Annotated in this window: 19 protein-coding genes; 6 read left to right on the forward strand and 13 right to left on the reverse strand. The window is 61.4% G+C overall.

Annotated elements, in window-relative coordinates; translation table 11 throughout:
- Positions 1-33: 33 nt before the first annotated feature.
- From GYM67_RS08465 to GYM67_RS08520, 12 genes are all read right to left on the reverse strand, one after another.
- Positions 34-1,122, reverse strand: coding sequence for an aspartate-semialdehyde dehydrogenase (locus GYM67_RS08465; protein WP_220236445.1), 1,089 nt, complete (start codon positions 1,120-1,122; stop codon positions 34-36).
- Between the two features lie 17 nt (positions 1,123-1,139).
- Positions 1,140-1,703 carry an ACT domain-containing protein gene (locus GYM67_RS08470; protein WP_029678247.1) on the reverse strand — a complete coding sequence of 188 codons (564 nt, stop codon included), beginning with the start codon at positions 1,701-1,703 and terminating at the stop codon, positions 1,140-1,142.
- Entirely contained in the window at positions 1,700-2,533 is an 834-nt protein-coding gene (locus GYM67_RS08475; protein ID WP_220236446.1) for an aspartate kinase, read from the reverse strand. Before GYM67_RS08475 ends, GYM67_RS08470 begins: the two co-directional genes overlap by 4 nt.
- Before the next feature lie 128 nt (positions 2,534-2,661).
- Positions 2,662-3,264, reverse strand: a complete 603-nt coding sequence (gene recR, locus GYM67_RS08480; protein WP_220237476.1) for a recombination mediator RecR — start codon at positions 3,262-3,264, stop codon at positions 2,662-2,664.
- The gene (locus GYM67_RS08485; RefSeq protein WP_220236447.1) at positions 3,264-6,203 is read right to left on the reverse strand and encodes a DNA polymerase III subunit gamma and tau; all 2,940 of its coding nucleotides are present in this window, start codon (positions 6,201-6,203) and stop codon (positions 3,264-3,266) included. Before GYM67_RS08485 ends, recR begins: the two co-directional genes overlap by 1 nt.
- 70 nt (positions 6,204-6,273) lie before the next feature.
- Complete coding sequence (locus GYM67_RS08490; RefSeq protein WP_220236448.1) at positions 6,274-6,669, reverse strand: Rv3654c family TadE-like protein; 396 nt, start codon at positions 6,667-6,669, stop codon at positions 6,274-6,276.
- A gap of 3 nt (positions 6,670-6,672) precedes the next feature.
- The gene (locus GYM67_RS08495) at positions 6,673-7,050 is read right to left on the reverse strand and encodes a TadE/TadG family type IV pilus assembly protein (protein ID WP_220236449.1); all 378 of its coding nucleotides are present in this window, start codon (positions 7,048-7,050) and stop codon (positions 6,673-6,675) included.
- A complete protein-coding gene (locus tag GYM67_RS08500) occupies positions 7,037-7,297 on the reverse strand; it encodes a DUF4244 domain-containing protein (protein ID WP_220236450.1) in 261 nt (86 codons plus the stop codon). Before GYM67_RS08500 ends, GYM67_RS08495 begins: the two co-directional genes overlap by 14 nt.
- Before the next feature lie 306 nt (positions 7,298-7,603).
- Positions 7,604-8,146 carry a pilus assembly protein gene (locus GYM67_RS08505; protein ID WP_220236451.1) on the reverse strand — a complete coding sequence of 181 codons (543 nt, stop codon included), beginning with the start codon at positions 8,144-8,146 and terminating at the stop codon, positions 7,604-7,606.
- Positions 8,137-8,697 (reverse strand): hypothetical protein, encoded by a 561-nt coding sequence (locus tag GYM67_RS08510; RefSeq protein ID WP_220236452.1) that lies wholly within the window; start codon positions 8,695-8,697, stop codon positions 8,137-8,139. The genes GYM67_RS08505 and GYM67_RS08510 overlap by 10 nt, the downstream gene beginning before the upstream one ends.
- Before the next feature lie 114 nt (positions 8,698-8,811).
- Positions 8,812-9,900: a CpaF family protein gene (locus GYM67_RS08515; protein ID WP_220236453.1), complete on the reverse strand. Its 1,089-nt coding sequence runs from the start codon at positions 9,898-9,900 to the stop codon at positions 8,812-8,814.
- A complete protein-coding gene (locus GYM67_RS08520; RefSeq protein WP_220236454.1) occupies positions 9,897-10,856 on the reverse strand; it encodes a CpaE/TadZ family protein in 960 nt (319 codons plus the stop codon). The genes GYM67_RS08515 and GYM67_RS08520 overlap by 4 nt, the downstream gene beginning before the upstream one ends.
- Before the next feature lie 592 nt (positions 10,857-11,448).
- Here GYM67_RS08520 and GYM67_RS08525 point away from each other — a divergent pair.
- From GYM67_RS08525 to GYM67_RS08550, 6 genes are all read left to right on the forward strand, one after another.
- A complete protein-coding gene (locus GYM67_RS08525; RefSeq protein ID WP_220236455.1) occupies positions 11,449-13,695 on the forward strand; it encodes an RNA degradosome polyphosphate kinase in 2,247 nt (748 codons plus the stop codon).
- 61 nt (positions 13,696-13,756) lie between these two features.
- Entirely contained in the window at positions 13,757-14,836 is a 1,080-nt protein-coding gene (locus tag GYM67_RS08530) for an NUDIX hydrolase (protein WP_220236456.1), read from the forward strand.
- 13 nt (positions 14,837-14,849) lie between these two features.
- Positions 14,850-15,545, forward strand: coding sequence for a thymidine phosphorylase (locus tag GYM67_RS08535; RefSeq protein WP_220237477.1), 696 nt, complete (start codon positions 14,850-14,852; stop codon positions 15,543-15,545).
- A gap of 247 nt (positions 15,546-15,792) precedes the next feature.
- On the forward strand, positions 15,793-16,431 hold the full coding sequence (gene upp, locus GYM67_RS08540; protein ID WP_015022561.1) for a uracil phosphoribosyltransferase: 639 nt from the start codon (positions 15,793-15,795) through the stop codon (positions 16,429-16,431).
- Positions 16,432-16,589: 158 nt separating this feature from the next.
- The gene (locus GYM67_RS08545; protein WP_220236457.1) at positions 16,590-17,987 is read left to right on the forward strand and encodes a hypothetical protein; all 1,398 of its coding nucleotides are present in this window, start codon (positions 16,590-16,592) and stop codon (positions 17,985-17,987) included.
- A 320-nt stretch (positions 17,988-18,307) separates the two neighbouring features.
- Positions 18,308-20,368: an ABC transporter permease gene (locus tag GYM67_RS08550; RefSeq protein ID WP_220236458.1), complete on the forward strand. Its 2,061-nt coding sequence runs from the start codon at positions 18,308-18,310 to the stop codon at positions 20,366-20,368.
- Here the strand turns inward: GYM67_RS08550 and GYM67_RS08555 are convergent.
- Positions 20,337-21,122: a glycerophosphodiester phosphodiesterase family protein gene (locus GYM67_RS08555; RefSeq protein ID WP_220236459.1), complete on the reverse strand. Its 786-nt coding sequence runs from the start codon at positions 21,120-21,122 to the stop codon at positions 20,337-20,339. The genes GYM67_RS08550 and GYM67_RS08555 overlap by 32 nt on opposite strands.
- Positions 21,123-21,272 lie beyond the last annotated feature (150 nt).

Genomic DNA, 21,272 nt, shown 5'->3' on the forward strand with positions numbered 1-21,272 from the left:
TCTAATCGGTGCCGCATAGGCGAACCGGTCATCTCAGATCCTGTCGGCGAAGTGCTTGCGGGCGATCAGCTCGGCGATCTGCACGGCGTTGAGGGCGGCTCCCTTGCGCAGGTTGTCATTGGCCACGAACATGGACAATCCCCTCTTGCCTTCCACGGCTTGGTCCTGGCGGATGCGGCCCACAAAGCTTGGGTCCTTGCCGGCTGCATCCAGAGGAGTTGGTATTTCCGCCAGACTCACTCCGGGGGCCTTGGACAGCAGCTCGCGGGCTTGGTCAGGGGTGACATCGTGCTCGAACTCGGCATTGATGCTCATGCCATGGGCTGTGAAGACTCCTACCCGCACGCAGGTGCAGGAGGCGGCCAGATCAGGCAGGTGCAGGATTTTGCGGCTCTCATTGCGCAGCTTCTGCTCCTCGTCGGTCTCCCCGCTGCCGTCATCGACCAAGTCGCCTATAAAAGGAACGGCGTTGAAGGCGATGGTGCGCACCACCTTGGTGGGCGGGGGGAACTCGATGGCCGATCCGTCGAAGACCAGACGATCAGCACCCTGCTCAACGGCGGTTTTGGCCTCGTCGCGCAGCTGGAGGACGCCGGCACGCCCAGCCCCCGACACGGCCTGGTAGGAGGAGACGATCAGACGGCGCAGACCGTAGGCCTTGGCCAAGGGACTCAGCACCGGCATGCAGGCCATGGTGGTGCAGTTGGGATTGGCCACGATCCGCCGGGGGATAAGATCCAGGTCCTCGGGGTTGACCTCAGCCACCACCAGGGGGACCTCGGGATCCATCCGCCAATGGGAGGAGTTGTCGACCACGTAGGCTCCGGCCTCGGCGAAGCGAGGGGCCCAGGTTCCTGAGGTCGAGCCGCCGGCGGAAAAGATGGCCAGATCAATTCCGCTAAGGTCGGCCTGCTCCACATCCTCGACTGTGATGGTCCTGTCACGCCAGCGCAGCTGCTCTCCAGCAGACCGGGAGGAGGCCATGAATCGCAGGTCGGACACAGGAAAGTCCCGTTCGTCCAGCATGCGGCGCATGACCATGCCTACCTGGCCGGTGGCACCCAGAACGGCAACATTGATGCCACGGCGACCGTTGTTCGTCAAATCGGCCTTGTCTGTCATCGCTCTCTCCTCTCCGCTCAACGACCTGTGCCGCCATAAACGACCGCCTCGACCTGATCGGCGTCCAAATGGAAGGCCGTATGGATGGCCCGTACCGCCTCGTCCAAGTCCTGAATGGGCACCAGGGCGGAGATTCGAATCTCGGAGGTCGAGATCATGAGCACGTTGATATGCCGGTCGCTCAAGGCCCGGAAGAAGGTGGCGGTAATGCCCGAGTGGGTCTTCATGCCCACCCCTACCAGGGTCACCTTGCCCACCTCGGGATTGATGTCGACCGAGCGGAACCCCAGTTGCTCGCGGGAGTCATCCAGCATGGGGACCACCTGATCAGCCTGAGCGGATGGCAGGGTGAAGGAGATGTCCACGGTTCCGGTAGCCGCCCCAGCCTGGACGATCATGTCGATGTTGATGCCGCCCTCGGCAAGGATGGTGAAGAGCCGCGCGGCCACGCCAGGTCGATCGGGTACGGCCCGCAGGCTGACCTGGGTCTCGCTGCGGTCGTGGGCAACCCCTGAGATGATGGGTGACTCGGGGCCGTTCAGGTCCGGAAACAAGTCACCCATGGATTCGCCGTTGGTCATGACCTTCCTTCCGTCATATCCCGTTGCCTGTCAGCGTGCGCAGCGGGGGAATCCGGCAACTGGCCGGTCTCCAGATTGGGAATCTTGACGACATCGACATCGTCGGGCATGATCAGCGTGCCTCGACGATGGGAAAATGAACTGCGCACATGGATAGGCATGCGGAAGCGCTGTGCATACTCCACGCAGCGCAGAGCCAATACCTTGGAGCCGCCGGCCGCCATCTCCAGCATCTCCTCGTACGAGATGCGAGCAATTCTTCGGGCAGTGGGGACAATGCGCGGATCGGCGGTAAAAACGCCGTCTACGTCGGTATAGATTTCGCAGACATCCGCATTGAGCGCCACAGCCAGAGCCACAGCCGAGGTATCCGAGCCGCCGCGTCCCAGGGTAGTGGCATCGCCGTCGGCGTTAACTCCCTGAAAGCCTGCCACAATACCCACTTCGCCTCGGTCCAGAGCCTTCATGACTCGCTGGGGTCGGACATGGCGGATGTGGGCTGCGCCGTAGCGTGCATCAGTCATGAATCCCGCCTGCGAACCGGTGAAGGAATGGGCGCGCTCGCCTTGTGCATGGATGCTCATGGCCAGCAGGCTCATGGAGATGCGCTCCCCCGCCGTCATGAGCATGTCCATCTCACGGGCCGGTGGATTGGAATCCACATCCATGGCCTGATCGATCAGATCGTCAGTGGTGTCCCCCATGGCGGAAACCACCACTGCGATGTCATTGCCAGCGCGCTTGGTATCAATGATGCGCTTGGCCACACGCTTGATGGAGTCCGAGTCCGCCACCGAAGACCCGCCATACTTCTGAACGATAAGTGCCACTGCTGTTCCATCCCGCGACGGTTAAGCCACTAGACCATCATCTGCAACATGTTGATTATATGGATTATATGAACGACACCGTTCTATCAGACCCTCTCCACCAACATGCGAAACAATGGCTGCAGGCCTTACAGATCGCGACGGCCGGATATTGCCCGGCCAAGGGTGATCTCGTCAGCATATTCCAGATCACTGCCGACAGGCAGACCGCTGGCCAGCCTGGTGACCCGCAGGTCCAGGGGACCCAGCAGCCGTCCTAGGTAGGTGGTGGTGGCCTCGCCTTCGATGTTGGGGTCCAGGGCCAGCATGACCTCCTTGACCTGATCGGTGCCCAACCGCTTCAAGAGCTCGGGAATGCGCAGATCACCTGGCCCGACGTTGGACATAGGATCGATGGCCCCGTCCAGCACATGATATAAACCCCGGTACTCTCCGGTACGCTCGATGCTCATGACGTCCTTGGGCTCCTCGACTACGCAGATGATGCTGCGGTCACGCCGTGGATCCTGGCAGATGGGGCATGGGCTGGTCTCGCAAACATTGCCGCAGATCTCGCAAAACCGAACCTTCTCCTTGGCGGCGACAATAGCATCGGCCAGATCCTGAGCGCTGCGCCGATCGGCTCCCAGAATATAGAAGGCGATGCGCTGCGCCCCCTTGGGACCAATGCCCGGCAGTTGAGCGAAAGCGTCAATCAGCTCTTGAATGGCTCCATCATAGGTAGCAGTCATCATTCACCTCCCTGTCGCTGTGCCTGTTCCTGCCGGCGCTTTTGGACGTTGATCGGATTCTGGGGGTCGTCAGCAGCAAAATCCTCCACCTTGGTCACATCAAACAATTTGGTCAGTTCATCCTGGTTCATGGCATTGTCCGCCCCGAGCCTGGCATCGTCCATGGAATAGACATCGTTCTCGGGATCCACGGAAGGCCCCGAGGCTTGGGAGGAGACTGCAGCAGACGATGCTCCATCCCGATCGGAACCGCTCTGGGCCGAACTAGCGAAGCCTGCAGGCATTCTCCTGCCCTCAGCTCCAGAGACCTTTGCCATCGTCTGGGGACCATCCAAACCGCCAGCAGCATCGGAACCGTGACCGTCGCTCTGCACCGACGGAGTTGGGATGCCAGCCGCCATGGCCCCTTCATTGGGGACCGGTCCGGTCCCCAATGCCGAATCCGGGGCTGCACCCGAGACGCTTCCCTGGCCAGACGAATCAGCTGACTCCGAGACTGCAAGCCCTTGATCCGAAGCCTCACGGCCCTGACTGTTGGAGGACTCTGCAGAGGCTGCGGCGCTGATCCCGGAATCGGGCACAGCCCAGGGATCCGTGTCATCGCTCATGTCCGGCAGAGCTACCTTTTTGGACTCATGGTCTTTCTGGCCATAGGATCCGTCGTCGCCCTCACCGGGCTGCCGGACCTTTTGCGGCGCGAGAGTCGCTGGCATGGGGTGAGCCCAGGGATCATCATCCGGCAATACCGTTGAAGCAGTTGAGCCAAAGCCCGCCGCCGGCAGCGGTTCCGAAGATGTTTGAACCAGACCGCCGACCGGGTGGTGGACGTCGTCGGAGTTCCCGTCGTCGGCAGCTTCTCCAGGAGTGGACCTTCCCTTCGATGCTGATGCTCCAGCCTCACCTCGATGACCAGCCGAAGCCGTCATCTCCCTAGGGGCATGCCCCTGCTCCGTGGCTGCATGAGGCATGACAGCTGCTCCAAGGTTCATGGTGGCCAAGCCGGCCCGGGCTAGAGCCACTTCCTTCTTGACCTCTGCCCGACGCTGCGGAGACATCCTGTTGACGGACTCTACCGTCTCGCCGTTGGCAGCCGTCCCCGATGGGGCGATCATGGTGGCCTGTCCAAACTCCTGACGAGCGCGGACCATGACGATACGCGGCACCTTGGTCTCCCCGTCAACCGACTGCGCAGACACGGCCATGGCGAAGGCATGCTGGCTGAGTGGACGGTCAAAAGTCATAGACAGTCGCTTGCGACCGGAAGGGTCTGCACTCATGGCCACGGTAGGCACCCGGTCCCGCACCACATACTGGCGTACCTCATCCGGTAGGGCAGCCACTAAGGCATCCCAGCGCTTATCCAGTTCCGTACCAGTCGGCACCTCGTTTGTCTGCCCCTGCGTAACCTTATGTTGGGCTGACCGAGGCGATTCAGCGGATTGGACGGGTCCGGCAGAATTGGGTGATCCGGTCTGCCCCGTCGGCTGTCGAGTCGTCGAGGAGGGGACTTCCTTGCGTTCAGGCTGGGCAGAGCCTGAACCGGAATAGGTGGGCCGTCCTTCGCCCTCTTGCTGTCCTTGAGCATAGGAATCGGAATGAGAATCTGCCGTGATCCGCGGCTCTGCAAAGGTGGCAGGTGCTGCAGCAGACGGCGAGCCTGTCCTGCCAGGCTGTTCGCGGCGATCAGCCCCGTCAGCACGGCCAGATTGGGATGCTCTGGACGGCCGACCGTTCTGCTGAGACCTGTCAGCGCCAATGAACCCGCTGCGGGCGGGCGCAGGGGCCGTGCCAGCGGCGGAAGCCGCCGCTTCAACCGGTGCCTGCTCCATAGACTCGCAGCCAATTGCCAGCAGCCTGGCGGCCAGCAGCTCCAAGCGCATCCTGGGCGAGGTGGCCCCGTTCATTCCCGCCAGCGCATCATTGATGATGTCGGCTATCCTGGTCAGGACCTGCAGATCCAAAGCATTCGCCTGACGATGCAGATCGGCCACCTGGTCGTCGTCCGCATCCTCGCTAAGCACGCTTTCAGCCCGGTCGCCCGCCAGTTTGAGAACCAGCAAGTCGCGGACATGAGCCAGCAGGTCCTCAACGAAACGCTGGGGCTCGAACCCGCCGACGACCACCTTTTGAATGACCCCATAGAGGCCAGCCCCATCGTGGGCGATCAGTGCGTCCACAGCTTCGCCGATCAGCGCGGCAGGAGTGAACCCCAGCAGAGCTACAGCCGCATCATAGGTGATGGTGTGCTCGTCAGCGCCTACCATGAGCTGGTCCAGCACGGAAAGGGTGTCACGCACCGATCCGCCTCCAGCCCGCATGGACAGCTTAAGCACGCCAGGTTCGGCCTTGATGCCCTCTTTTTCGCAAATCCCTTCTAGGTAGGGCCCCATGACTTCCTGGGGCACCAGACGGAAGGGATAATGGTGGGTGCGGGAGCGAATGGTGCCGATCACCTTCTCCGGCTCTGTAGTGGCGAAGATGAACATAACGTGTTCCGGCGGCTCCTCGACGATCTTCAGCAGGGCATTGAATCCTTGCTGGGTGACCATATGAGCCTCGTCCAGAATGAAGATCTTGTAGCGGTCACGCACGGGGGCGAAGCCTGCTCGCTCCCTGAGTTCCCTAGCATCGTCAACGCCATTGTGGCTGGCGGCGTCGATCTCCACCACGTCAATGGAACCAGGGCCTCCGGTGGCCAGATCCCTGCAGCTGTCGCACTCGCCGCAGGGATGGCTGGTCGGCCCCTTTGCGCAGTTAACGCAGCGGGCGAAAATCCTGGCACTGCTGGTCTTTCCACAACCCCTGGGACCGGAGAAGAGGTAGGCATGGGTCAGCCGGTTCTCATCCAGAGCTCGGGTGAGAGGCACCGTGACCTGCTTCTGACCGATGATGCCGTCAAAAGTGTCAGGCCGATACCGCCGATAGAGTGCTAGTGCCATAATTCAAGGCTATCCATTTCTTTAGACACGTTCGCTTTCCTTCCTGAGGCTTTCATCCTGCTTCCTCCTCTCACCCACAGGGCTCGGGGCCTGCCCGGGCTGACTGGACCAAGCGGGGCATCATCGGGACTCCGGTGTCTACTCCCACCGAGACCTTCACGTCGTCTCCATCTACCTGACAGTCCGTCAGGACACCACGGTTGAGACGTGCAGCCCGGGAAGCCAGAGTACAGGGCTTCGTCTGTCCTTCGTCCAGGGCAGAAGCTGCAGCGAGAGCCGAAACATCGGCGCCAGTGCGTGCACGTGTCCGGCAGATCATGAGATTGCCCAGTAGCGCTGCCAGAACCAGACCCAGGCTAACTAGAGTCATCAGCATGATGCCCAGAACCGTGCCGGAGCCCGGATCCGAACCCCCTATCCATGAACCGGTATGCTCTACGCGCGTCTTTCTGGCATGTCCGGGCATGACTCATTCCTCCAATATGGCCATGGCATCGCCATGGACCTGTGCAGGCAGCACGCCCATGGGGCCGGAAACCACTGGGCATGACACCCTGACCGCCATCTGCCCGGCCGATGGACTCAACCTCACCTGGGCATGCGGACCGGCCATCCGGTGCACCAGCTCTTGGGAATCGCCCTTGCCTTGGGTGACGATCAGGTCTCTGGCAGCAGCGTTGGCCGCATCCTGACAGACCATGCCAATCCGGATCGTCTGGGTCAACGTCAGCAGTATGAGAGCCAGAACCATGACCGCGGGAAGAACGATGGCGAACTCGGCCGTTACCGTACCGTTATCGGATCGCCACCGTCGTCTCCGCTCGGACCGTCTTTCATCCGACGGCACTGAGCGCCTTCTTCACCAGCCCCATTAGCAAAGTACGCGTGGAAGAAGATTTGACAATGGCCAGCAGTACGCCAGCCAGCGTGGCGGCCGCCACCATGATCACGGCGTATTCAGCAGTGATGGCCCCCGATTCAGGCCTGGCCAACACCACGCTCAACCGCCGATGCAGTGCACGCACTCCAGAATCCATAGCCTGGCTGACGCGAACATAAAAAGCAGTCATGAACCGGTTGGAACGCTGCCTCATTCTTTGCAACCACCCGGATCCGGCACCTGCAGCAGGCCATGTCGCAGCCGGGACCAATTGGCCTCTTGCCTGCCTGTTCTGTGAATGGAAGACCGTCGCAACCTCCTGCGAATATGTCATTGTTCTCACCTTTGCCTTTCCTTGCCTTCCCCGCCCTGGCGAATGACCGTTCCTCAGGGGATCGGCAGCCGCTACCTTTCACTCTGCCTGTTCCAGTCCGTTTCGGTCGACTTGTCCGATACATGTGGACAAGCGAACCTGCATCGGCAGCCTGTGGACAACTGCGCCCGCATGGACTTCATGCCCTCAGGACATCCCACCCGCAAAGGCCGCAATGCACGGTATGACTCCGATCAGCACGAAAGCCGGCAGAATGCACAGCCCTGTCGGCACGAGCAGCCTGACGGTGATCGTCGCCGTGGCCCGGGCCAGCACGCTGCGGGCGTGTCGATCCAGTTGGCGCATGGTCGTCTCGATGCGCGTCAGAGGCGATGATCCCAAACGCCAGGACGGCTCCAGACAGTCAGCTAGAACCTGCATGGACTGCCCGCAATAAGGATCGCCGATGGCTCCCGACCAGGACAGATTCCATCCGTTGCCACGTCCGAGCAGGTGAGCCACGCGAACCACCCGAAGCCCATAAGGGCCTGGCAGCAGCCCGCCAACCACACCCAGGGCCCTGGGCAGGGAGGCCCCCTGACGAACAGCGACTCCCAGCAAAGCCAGCACCAGGCTCAAGGGCGGCGGGGAGACCTGCTCGTCGGCTAATCGCTCACCCAGGACGTCGAATTGCATGAGCAGGAGCGCCAATATAGTCGACAGAGCGGCGATCAGTGGTTTCAGATCCATGAATCCCCCCTGCCCAGATCGCTCATCAGCAGATGCATCCAAACCAGACCAAGAACATAGAAGGCCGCTCCAAGGACTAGGCAGACGGTTCCCGGGCCTGGGTGGCATAAGAAGGCGAGTGGTCGCGCACCCATGAACTCTCCCATGATGATGGTCAACACTGGCAAGGTCGACAGCAGACGGATCGTGGCCTTGGGCACAGCAAAGGCTTTTTCCCGGGCCTCATCCAGAGCCGCCCTCCGCCTCTGCATGGCTGCCACGGTCCGCAGACCATCCGAAGCCCGGCACCCCAGGGTGGCGCTGAGCCCGTAGCAAGCCATCAGAGCCTGGGCCATAATCGTCAGAGTCGGCCCCCGTTCCTGGGGCAAACATCGGTTCTCCAGCATGGCCATGACACGTTCCGTCGTGACCTCCCGGGTGGCGAACCGCCGCCCGGATGCCTCTTCAAAAGCCTCTATCAGACCGCCTCCATTGTCGACATAGGCAAGCAGAGAAGTGATCAACACCGCCAGACCGGGCTGACTCGACTGTATGGAGGGCCTGACTGACATTGTCTTCAGTCTTGCGGCTGCGCCGCCTCTCAGAGGAGGCAGGGCCAGACAGGCAAGAGTCGCCATTATCGCAGCCAACCAGACTGCAGTCTCGTCATTCATAATCCACCTCGACTATGGAGCGCTCGCCGAGGCGCTGGTCACAATGCCCCACCGCCTAGCGAACTTCGACCAGGCCGTCCCATATGCAGCGGCCCCTCGGCCCGTCCAAGCACAGACAGCCTCCCCAAGAAGCCGACCGTCGGCGGCCGTTGTCAGTCGGCCAATCTGAGCTATATGCCTATGACCGCCGGAACGTTCGAGATGGATAACAGCGTCGAACGCTCCTTGGGCCAGAGCCGCCAGTGCCTTCGGCTGCAGCCCCGCCAGCAGCCCCAGAGTCGCCAGCCTGGCAGGAACGCGTTCAACACTGTCAGCATGAAGAGTTGCCATGCCGCCCCGATGACCAGAATTGAAAGCCCGCAGCAGATCAGCTATCTCCTCGCCCCGGCACTCACCCAGGATGATCCGATCGGGCCGCATGCGCAGTGTGGCCTTGACCAGATCGACCAGCCCCACGGCCCCCACCCCTTCAACATTGGACTCTCTGACAGCCAGGGAAACCATATTCCTGTGGCCGGCAATACGGCCCAGCTCACGGACTTCCTCCACGACGACCAGCCGCTGCTCCTGCGGACACATGCCTAGCAAGGCCCGCAGAAGTGTGGTCTTGCCGGCACCCGTGCCACCGGTCACCAGAATGCTGGCCCGATTGATCACCAGCGCCCGAAGGATGAAGAGCCAACTAGAGGGACACAGCCCGGCGGCGGCCAGCTCCTCCAGACTGGGTGGGTGTCTGTTGGGCAGCCTGATGGAAATGGCGGCGCCCTCGGAAACGAGCGGGGCCAGCACGGCGTGGACTCTGATCCCCTCCTTGCTGGAAGCGTCGGCCATGGGACGAGCATCATCCAGGCGACGCCCCAGCTGAGCGCATAACTGCACAGCGAAGTCCCTCACTGCCCGAGGGCCTGTGAACCCAGGCCGAAGCAGAACCTCCTCCATACCCGAGCCCCGGTCGATCCAGACATCACCCTGACCGGTCACCGCGATGTCAGTCACCGCAGGATGGCTCACCAACCCATCCAAATAGCCGAAAGTAGGCGGCTGGTCCGAATCGTCATCAGGGAATGAACCTTCAAGGCTTTCTTCCCTCCCCCTGATCATTTGGCAGCCTCAGACCGAGCCAACCTGCGAGAAGAGACCCGCTCTTCCTTTCCCCCGCTGACGACGACCATCCCCGCGATCCGCTCCACCAGGGGTTGAAGGGCCCGGGCGTACGCACGTGGCACCCGTTCCAGGCCACGACCATCCAGAACGGATGCCGACAGCTTCGGCTGCGGCTTGAGAACCACGTCCACCGATTGGCCCAGAAACTCCTCCGCCTGTTCCGGGTCGACACCATGGCTGACCCGGTGCTGGGTGGGCATCATCCCAATCAGAGCCATGGGGGGCCTACATGAGATCAATGGACTGTCTTGGTCTCGATCGCCAGCGTCCCTGCGGCCTTTCAGGGCATGAAGAAGTGCCTTTGCCCGTGCAAGGCCCAGCACAGTCATGTCCACCATCAACAGCGAAGGCAGTCCCCTCAGCGAGCGCAGATTACCCAGGCTCTGGCCTCGACCGGCATCGATCAGTAGGAGATCAGCAGATCCAGCCATTGCGCTGACGGCTGCGTCCACATCCCACCAGCCCTGTGGCAGAGCAGTCCAGGGATCGTTGCTGAGCAACGGGATGCCATCCCAGATTGGCAGCTCTTCACGGAGAGCCTGAGGATCCACCCGGCCCAAGGGAGCGCGGATCCGTCCCAGCCGCATGCCAGGTGCCCCCTCGATGCCGACCAGGACATCCATCCCTCCACCATCCAGGTCCAGATCCACCAGAGCGCATGACAGGGCCATGTTCCGAAGCTGTTTGGCCATCAGAGCCGTCATGGTCGTCAGCCCAATGCCTCCCGAGGCCGAAAGAAAGACCAGCCCCGTCACAGCGGACCCGTATTTGACTCCTGTGTCACTCCGCCCGATGCCGGTATCTTCGCCCGCCACCCTCCCTGGTCGGCGTTCCGGAGTCAACCCGACGGCATTAAAGGAGCGAGGAGCCCATTCAGGCTCCCGCCCTTTCATGCGGCCTTTTACCATCGTCGGCGGTCTGCCTATGCTCATTCCAGTCATGGCTACCAGTACATCCGGCTCATGTGATCAGCACCAGTCCCTGGAGGTGATGTGGTCGAATGACCTTATGTTTCCACATCGCTTCACCCTCGCTGTGCACAAATGCGTCAACATCACGACACGCCTCGAATTACAGCATTTTTTGAGTCCATGCCCATGAAAGGCTACAGATGTTCGCATGGAAGCAACAGATTCCTGCAAACCTGCTGTATTCAGCTTGCCGCAATGCACACAATCGCACAAAAGATCAAGCCGATAACCTCCTGCACTTCGACCGATCGGCATGCTTGCCATCGGCCTCGAAACTGGCATAATGGCATATACAAGGACGGTTCAAGAGCACGGAAGCCCACAAAGTGTATGGCCACTAGGACCGATACGTTGAACGGGTGCGTAAGACTTGACCGTTGCAACGATGATGTTGTGCAGAGATTCCATCTGGACCGACCTTGTGGGAGCGGCCTCCCGCGGGGGCCGCTCCTATTTATCCACAGGCTTTATCAACGATTGCAGAGGACGGCACCTGCGAATAAAGTGCTATGGTATGGTTCAGAAATTTGACGCACCCTCCAAGGCCTTGCTACGCAGCCAGATCGCGGAGCATATTGCCGAGACCGACGGCCAGGCACGGCATGTATCGAGGCGCTCGGATCACCCGGTCTCGCCCTTGCCTGAGGACCGTTATTTCGACCGGGAGCTGAGCTGGCTCAAGTTTAACAAACGCGTGCTTGAACTGGCCGAAGACGAGAGCGTGCCCCTGTTGGAGCGCGCCAATTTCGCTGCAATCTTCGCCAGCAATCTTGATGAGTTCTTCATGGTCCGCGTGGCAGGTCTGAAGCGTCGCGTGGACACCGGCATCGCTATGACGGCAGCCAGCGGAATGAGCCCTCGTCAGCAGCTGAGGGCCATCTCCGAGCAGGCACACAAGCTTCAGGATGAGCATGCCCACTATGTCATCGACCACATCCTGCCGGATCTGGCCGCAGAAAGCATCATTCTGCTGAGCTGGCCACAACTGAGCAGCCAGGAGCAGGAACGACTCACCAAGTTCTTCCGCAACCAGGTCTTTCCGGTGCTGACTCCGCTGGCAGTCGACCCGGCCCACCCCTTCCCCTATATCTCAGGCAACTCCCTGAACCTGGCGGTCCTGGTGGAGAACCCCACCTCGGGCAAGACCCACTTCGCCCGCGTCAAAATTCCCGACAATCTCTCCCGTCTGGTTCCCGTGGACGATCTGACCGACGAAGAGGGTCGGGAGGAGCGCTATGGGTTCATCACCATGGAGAACCTGATCATCGCCCACTTGGAATACCTCTTCCCGGGCATGATTATCAAGGAAGCCCGCTCCTTCCGCGTCACACGCAACGAAGACATTGACGTAGAGGAGGACGACGCAGAGAACCTGCTCAACGCCATGGAGAAGGAGCTGCTTCAGCGGCGGTTCGGACCGCCCATCCGCCTGGAGATTTCCGACTCTGCCTCCCCCTTCCTCTCCCAGCTGCTGGCCAGCAAGCTCCGAGTCAATCAGGAGGAGGTCTATCGGCTGCCCGCTCCCTTGGACTGCACGGTCCTGTTCGAGTTGCAGTCCATCGACCGGGCCGACCTCAAGTTTCGCCCCTTCATTCCCACAACCAACCGGCAGATAGCCGAGGTGGAATCCAGCCAGGCCCAGGATATCTTTGCTGCAATCCGCGAGCATGACATCCTCCTTCACCACCCCTATGACTCCTTCTCCACCTCGGTTCAGGCTTTCCTGGAGCAGGCGGCAGCCGATCCGCGGGTGCTGGCCATCAAACAGACCCTCTACCGGACTTCGGGCAACTCGCCCATCATCGATGCTCTGGTGGATGCTGCGCACGCCGGCAAGCAGGTCCTGGCTTTAGTCGAAATCAAGGCCCGATTCGATGAGGAGGCCAACATCGCCTGGGCCCGTCAGTTGGAACGGGCTGGCGTCCATGTGGTCTACGGAATCGTAGGGCTCAAGACCCACTGCAAGCTCTCCCTGGTGGTCCGTCAGGAGCAGGACGGCCTGCGTCGTTACTGCCACGTAGGCACCGGCAACTACAACCCCAAGACCGCTCGCCAGTACACCGATCTGGGCCTGCTTACCTGCGACCCAGTGGTGGGGCAGGACCTGACCCGGCTCTTCAACCAGTTGTCAGGCTATGCGCCTAAGTCCTCCTTCCACCGTCTGCTGGTAGCTCCGCGCACGGTCCGTTCCGGGCTGCTGCAGCGGATCGCCCGCGAGGAAGAGACCGCTCTGAACGGCAAGCCTGCGTGGATACGGATCAAGGTCAACTCCCTGGTGGACGAAAAGATCATCGACGCCCTCTACCGGGCCAGCCAAGCGGGGGTCCGCATCGACATCGTGGAGCGCGGCATCTGCTCTCTGAAGCCAGGCGTGCCCGGGCTGAGCGAGAACATCCGGGTCCACTCCATCCTGGGACGGTTCCTGGAGCACAGCCGCATCTTCGCCTTCGCCAACTCCCAAGGCCCCCAGATCGGCGAGGGGCCCCTGGCAGGACCAGAGGTCTGGATAGGTTCTGCTGACCTCATGCACCGCAACCTGGATCGCCGTGTGGAGGCGCTGGTCCGGATCACTGCGCCCGAACAGGTGCAAGGGCTCATTGACTATGTGGATCTGCAGATGGCTGAAACCACTAGCTCTTGGCACATGCAGCCCGACGGCACCTATGTGCGCCACAGTCGCGATGATCAGGGCCGACCTCTGGTCGACTCACAGGAGTACCTGATCGACCGTCATGCCCGAACCCCCAGGGCCAGGCGATGATGATGCGCCTCCAGGTCGGCGGGTCCGCCGCCGAGGTGGGCGATCGGGATGGCACCCGGCCATGAGCAGGACGGTCGAGGCAGCCGGAGCCATCCCCTACCGGTGGCGCACAAGCTTCCAGGGATGGATGAAATTCAGCGACGACGGCCGGGCAGCCCCAGGAGCCAGCCCCCGATCCGACCTTGATGAGCTGGAGCTCTGCCTGGTCCATCGCCCCAAGTACGACGACTGGAGCTGGCCAAAGGGCAAGCTGGAGAACCGTGAGACCCACCTGCGGGCGGCCGTGCGCGAGGTCGGTGAGGAGACAGGCTGTCTTGTCCACCTTGGGCCATACCTGGGAGATGCCGAATATCCCCTGAATAACGAGGGCCGGCGCCGGGGCGGCAAGGGCGGCAGGCTCAAACATATCTGCTATTGGATGGCGACACCGACCGACTCGGAACACGCCGCCGGTCAGAGCGCACTTCTAGGTCCCATCCACCGGCCTGATTCCAGGGAAGTCGACCAGATACGATGGGTCGGGGCCTCTGAAGCCCGCAAACTATTGACCCACCCCAGTGACAGAACCATACTGGATGCCTTCGTGGACCGGGTGGAGCAGGGCGGCATCCGGGCTCGTCAGCTGATCATCGTGCGTCACGGCAAGGCAATTGCCCGGAAGGAGTGGACAGGCAAGGACGCGAATCGTCCTCTGACCCCCAGGGGCGCTGGCACCTCCTACGCCCTGGCTCGGGAGCTGGCCTGCTTCGCGCCCGACCGCCTCCTGTCCTCCCCCTGGATCCGCTGTGTGCAGACATTGCGACCCTACGCCGATGAGGTAGGTCTGCCCTTGGAGATGGTGGCCTGCCTGACGGAGTCCTCCTACCACCGCCGCCCCGAACAGGCCCACAGCTGGTTGGACAGGCAGATGGCCGACCTGCTGACAGGCAACAGAACGACCATGATCTGCATGCATCGCCCGGTCCTGGGAGGTATCTTTGAAAAGCTGCGCGGGCTGTGCTCCAGCGGATCGCTGTCCAAACGGCTGCCCGATGACTCCCCCTTCATGCCCACCGGCAACGCCGTCGTCCTCAGTCTGACCGGCGACCCCAATCATCCGACCATCATCGACATACAGAAGGTGACTCCCATTGTCTACTGACAGCAACTCCAGAATCGGCTCATCCTCAATCCGATCCTCCCGCACGGGATTTGTGGCATCCGGCACCGGAGCATCCCGGCCCTCACGCCCAGGCCAGCTGGACCCAGCCATCGCCGACCAGCTCTCCGGAGGCATGGACCCGCAGCAGATCAGCGAGATGAGCCACGTGTCGGCAGCCTCCCTGCTGGACCGAGTCCACCACAGCGCCGACCCGGACATCGTAAAACGGGTTCTGACCCTGGTAGACCGCGAGGGTGTGGATGTCGTGGCCGAGCTCTGGAGTGACAGCGACCCCGACTCTCTGCCGGGCATTCTTTGGCGGCTCTACATGCTTCGCAGCTGGATGCGTAAGGACGCTGATGGAATCAGTCGTCTGTGGCGGCTGGGCGAGCCCACCGACACTGCCGCATCAGCTATAGCCGGGGTGGATCAGGCCCCGGAAGCCGATGACATCATCCGAACCGCCGACTCCATCCTCTCCGGAGCCTTCACCGGCGACTTCGCCATAGCTCTGGAACGGGCCGGAGCCTTCTGCGACGTGATCGCTCGCGGTATTAAGACCGCCATTCGGGATGCCCAGAGCCGGCAGCTGGACGGCCAGGAGGCCGAGGAGGTGGATGCGGCACAGCGCACCGTCAACTCCCTTAATCAGACGGCCCGTGACTTCATGCGGGGCGCCTCGCTCTGGCGGCGGGGACGGCTGGAGTAGAATCAGTCACCCTTCACGCCGGAAGCGTAAGCCTGCCGTGAACAAGGATCAGACCCTGGCATGCCCTACAATGGAGACTGCGTCGGACCATGGCTAAGCCCCGGGCTCCGTTTGTTGCCGCTGCGAGCGGCGTTTGCGCCGACAGGCGCTTACATGGTTCGGCGTTTTCATTTCCATTCCCGAATCGAAAACAGCATGGCTTGCCGGTCGCTACCAGAAGCCGACCCGCTGGGCTACGCTGAGAGGTATGGAACTTCACGTACTGGAACACCCGTTGATCGAGCATAAGCTGACCGTACTGCGGGACAAAAACACCCCTTCCAACACTTTCCGCGAGCTGATCAGCGAACTGGTCATGCTTGAGGCCTACGAAGCCACCCGCAATCTGGACATAGAGGATCACCCCATCGAGACCCCTGTCGCTCCCATGGTGGGCAAGAAGCTCTGCTCCCCGCGCCCCATGGTTGTTCCCATCCTGCGTGCCGGGCTGGGCATGCTTGACGGAATGACCCGTCTGTTGCCTACCGCTGAGGTCGGATTCCTCGGTCTCAAGCGCGACGAGAACACCCTGGACATCATCACCTACGCCAACCGCCTGCCTGAGGACCTCTCCGGCCGTCAGTGCTTCCTGCTGGATCCCATGCTGGCCACCGGCGGCACCCTGATCGCCGCCACCAAATACCTGGCCGAGCGCGGCGCCAAGGACGTGACCTCCATCAACATTCTGGCCGCTCCCGAGGGCCTGAACCGACTCAAGGAGGAGATGGACCCCTCCATCAACCTCAAAGTGGTGGTCTGCGCAGTCGATCAGAAGCTGAACGAGCACGCCTACATCGTGCCCGGCCTGGGCGATGCCGGCGACCGCCTTTACGGCGTCATCGACTGATTCTGTTCTTTCTTCGGTGGGGATCGTCGCGCATTGACGATCCCCACCGTTTTTTATAAGTAGACAGAACGCCGTTCAATCTCCCCTTTTTCCCGACTTGCGATGATAGGCTTCCCCTAGGGGTCGAATAGTCACGATTGCCCGGGGAGAGGCCGATCATGGTTGAATCAATACAGGTCATCGACGACGGCGACAGCATGGCAATACTGGGGGACCTCGAAGCCATCGACGGGTTCCTGCAGTCGCACCATCTGCAATCATTGGCCGAGCCCATCAATCCCCATACCGACCGAGGGTACCTATCGGGAATGGTCGCTCAGGTCCTTGGCGATAGGGCTTTATCCGGCAAATGGGTCAGGCAAGACGGGAAGGTCCCCAAAGCCCTCAGCCAATATGACCTGCACCGGGACCAGCGCACGGGCCTGTCCGCAGGCACGGTCCTGGTGAAGGATGGCGAGGAGGTCCAGGGTGGGCAGCGGTTCCTGGACGGTTGGAAATCCGCCCTTTCTCCGGTCATGCTGACCAACATCGGTGCCCTTATAACCCAGTATGAGCTTCAACAGACCATGCAGGCCATGGTGGAGTACCTGCGGAGAATCGACAAGCATGTGGACGACATCCTGCGCGCCCAGCGGGACACGGTCCTGACCAACATGGTCGGGGTCAACCTGGTCATCGAAGATGCCCTGGCCGCGCGCAACCAGATCGGGCACGTTTCACAGACCACCTGGGACAAGGTGCAGGCCACGTCGTTGGCCATCGCCCAGACGCAGGCTTACGCAATCCGCCAAATCAATGTCATCACCGAGAAGATAGGTGATGGATCAGGGGTCCATGACCTGGGCACCGACATGGGGAATTACCGGGATCAGATCAATGAGTGGCTGGCCGTCCTGGCCAGATCACTCCAACTGCAGGATGCCAGCACGATCCTGGAACTGGACCGGGTCGCCCAGGTGGAACCCGATGAACTCGACCAACACCGCCAGGCGGTGAAGACCGCGCGTGAACACCGTGTCCGTGTCATTTCAGAGAATGCCGACCATCTACTCAAGCAACTTGATCAGACAGCAGAAAAAGCCAACAAGGAGGTTCTGCTCCATCCCCAACAGTCGCCACGAATAGTTGATTACTGCAACCTGATCAAGCAGGACATGGCGGAATTCGGCCAGGGCATCGGACTGGACCGGAACAGCGACCCCCTCACCTCCCGACCCTGGCTGGATGCAGCCCGTGATACCACGTCCCAGATCATGGAAACAAGCAGGGAGGGCGTCGATACCGCACGCAACATCGGCGGGCAGGTTCTAGGAAAGACCCTGAAAGGCGTAAGCACCGCTTGGGATCTGAGCGGCCAGGCCCTTGACCGGACCAAGGGAGGTGTGGACAATGCCCGCGACCTTGGTGACCAGGCCCTGAACCAGGCCAAGGAGCTCGGTGGCAGGATAGCCGGCTCCGTCTCCCGCCAGTCGTCGGAAATTCTGCATAACGCCAATCTGAAAAAGAGAATAACCCACCTCTTCCACTCAGATGAGCACAATCAGGATCCCCAATAGCCAGTCTCGGGATAGTACGAATGCCGTCCCTGCCAGTTCCTCTCCGATTCGTTTCCATGTACCGACCGAGCGACCCAGAGTCCCAGCCTTCCAAGAGCCAACCCGCGAACGGCCTTAGCTGACAGATTTTGCCCATCCGAGCATGCCCGGCATCTCCATGCCGTATTTCCTGCTGTAATCAGGTACCCTGATTCATCACTGATCCGACCCCGAAAACACCCTGAGGGGCAGTCCTTTCTGTGCTCGAATGGTGGTATCCGAACAATCGGGATGCCCCCGATGAGACGGACCCATGGAAATCGGATGGAGGGACTCCGGCTATGCAGACGACGAGGACGAACAGGGCACCATACCCAAATGCCGGAACCAGAACCGGAACCGTCAGGAGGCCTGATCTGCTTTCTTTGGTCTCATCCCTCCTCCATGAGCATCGAGCCTCTTACACGGTCATGGTCCTGGCGGTCATTGCCTCATCTGCGCTGACCAGCGCCTGGGTCCAGGTCGCCTTGGCCGCGCGGATGGGCGACGGGATGCCGGACATGCAGACCCTGAGCGTCTTCGACCGCACAATGGCACAGAGCGCACAGGAAGCTGCCAAACAGCTGTCCATCATGGCCGCTTGTGTCTGTGGGTTCATCTCGATCTTCCTGGTCATCACCTCCGTAGGATTCCTGATTGAACGTCGCCGGCGCGAGTATGCCATGATGCGTCTTTCCGGAGCCTCCCCCAGGCTGGTGCGACTGATCTGTCTGCTGGAGTTCATCATTCCTTTGGGCCTGGCCGACCTGATCGGCAGTGCGGCAGGCTGCTCCCTGGTTCCCTTCTTCGCCAAGTCCCTCATCAACTCGGGTCTCGAACAGCTGAGCATGACTGCCCGGCCCCATCCCGAGGGGGCCCTCATCTCCTTCGGCGGCATCCTTCTGGCCTGCCTGATAGGGGCCTGGTTCGCCGCCAGAAGGATCACATCCATATCTCCCATCGAGGCCATGCAGGCCTCGGAGCACCGGGCGGGAGCCAAGCCAATCGGTCCCTTGCGCCTGGTGACCGCCCTGGCAGGCCTGGTCGGCGGCCTGGTCCTGGTCTTCCACAACTTCCACAGCATGGATGTGGAGAGTCAGATTCTGGCTGCCACCGGCTGCATGCTTGTCGCCGTCGGCGCTCTGGCCCCCGTCCTGGTGTCTGCCTGCAACAATCTGATAGGCATCCCCTTTCAGCTCATCTCCCACGGTTCCGGTCTCCTGGCCAGGCAAAGAGCGTACAAGGAAAGCCGCAGTTCCACTGCAATAGCCCTGCCCGTCATCCTGATGCTGGTCATCATGACCGGCATGCTGAGCATGGCCAGAACGAGCTGGGCCAACTCAGCCATCGACCGATACAAGCCGGTCGCGGCCGATGTCGTGATCAGTGCAGGAAGCGAACGGACAGGGGACCTGGACCGGCGACTTCAGTCTTCATCGGACATCGAATCCGCCGTCACCTACAGCAAGGATGTCTGGAGGGTGGAAGAAGACAGAACCAGCGCGGCCGATGATGAGGAGACAACGGACAACCTTCCCGCCATCACGACCATGCACATCAACAAGGCTGGCAATGCCACCGACAAACTCAGCCCCAACTTCGTCAAGGGATCCGCTGACGACCTGGGCCCGGGCAGGATTGCCGTCACCCCGAATTGGTCCTTGTACCACAACAAGCAGGACCCCTTGGGGCACAAGCTGGACCTGGTCGACAAGAACAACCGACGCCACACAGTAACCATCACCGCCGTAGTTGACATGACCCCCACAGGGCAGACGGAGCAATACCTGAGTACGGATACCGGCCTGATTGATCTGGCACCCGACCCCAGGGGGCTGACCACCCTGGTCAAGGCCGCCCCGGGAGTCCAGACGGACGACCTGGCCAGTCGGCTCAACGGTTCATGGGACCATAAGGACATCAAGGCGCGCACCAGGAAAGAGCACATCAGGTATGACATAGGCAGGTCCCAGGAGGTGCAACGGGCCCTGCCCAAGATGGTGGGTGGAGCCGTCATCCTCACATCCATCTTCCTGGTCCAATCCTGCGCCATCGCCGTCAGCGAGCGCCGTCAGGAAAATCGCAGGATGCATGCCGCTGGTGTTTTACGCGGAACATTGGTCCGCGCCTCCGTCTGGGAATCGGTGATTGACACCCTTTCGGCCACCCTTCTCTCGGCCCTGGCCATGGTGGGTGTGCTGGCAATCATCTTCAGGGCCTTGTCGAAGCAGGTCGACATGGACATGGTGCCCCTGCCATACGATTACTTCCTCATCATGGCCTTGTGCGCGATGGCCCTGGCCGCCCTGATCTCCGGTCTCTACGGCTGGTTCAGTTCTTGGGCAGATAGGACTCGAAGATGATGCCGTCGAAATCCGGGCCGGCGGTCTCCTGGGCCTGTTCGGAACGGATGGTCCAGGCGATTGGGACCCCGCCGAGGAATCGGTAGAGACGCATGGGCACAGAGTGGCCGCCATGCCACTCGCAGGCCACGAAGTCCGGCCGGCCCAGCCAATTGAAGAGGAGGGAGCCGGCAATCCACCGCAGGGCCGAATCGAAGGAGTCCACCCGACCGTGGTATGGGGCCACCAACTGCCCTCGGATCACCTCGGGCCGGTGGGCCCGATACCAGGCAAGCGCCAGGACATTGAAGGATTCGATGACATAGTCCCCGCGATAAGCGGAAAGGAGGGCATCGGTCTTGCTCATGAGCTCCCTGTCCAATCCGCCATCCATCTTGATCTCGACGATCAGGGGCGCCCGGCCATCCACCAGCGCAAGCACTTCGGACAGAAGGGGTACGTGCGGGGCTTCAGGATTCCCTACCTCCCCATCTACTGTCTGCCCGCCTCGACCTCCGACATGATCGGCATGCATCGGGCCCCTGTCATCGGGGCCATCCGCCGCGTTTTCCCTAGGGTAGAGGGGAATCTGCTGCAATTGCGCATAGGTCAGGTCCGCCACGGCACAATTGACACCCGCCACCCGTTTTAGGTCCCCGTCATGGATGACCACCACCTGGCCGTCGCGGCTGAGGTGGACGTCCAACTCGATGCCATAGCCGGCTTCACATGCGGCCTCGAAGGCAGGCAAGGAGTTCTCCGGAGCCACTGCCATGGCGACCTCATCCGGCCTCCCCGACGATGCATGCCTGCCAGCCGATCTTGCTGATTCGACCTGCAGACACTCGTGGACCCGGTTCAGATACGCCGTCCGCGCTGGGCCGGGCTCGTCCGAATCCATACCAGACCCGGCATCGTGCAATCC

Origin of the sequence: Bifidobacterium asteroides, assembly GCF_019469425.1 — a bacterium.
Lineage (GTDB): Bacteria > Actinomycetota > Actinomycetes > Actinomycetales > Bifidobacteriaceae > Bombiscardovia > Bombiscardovia asteroides_I.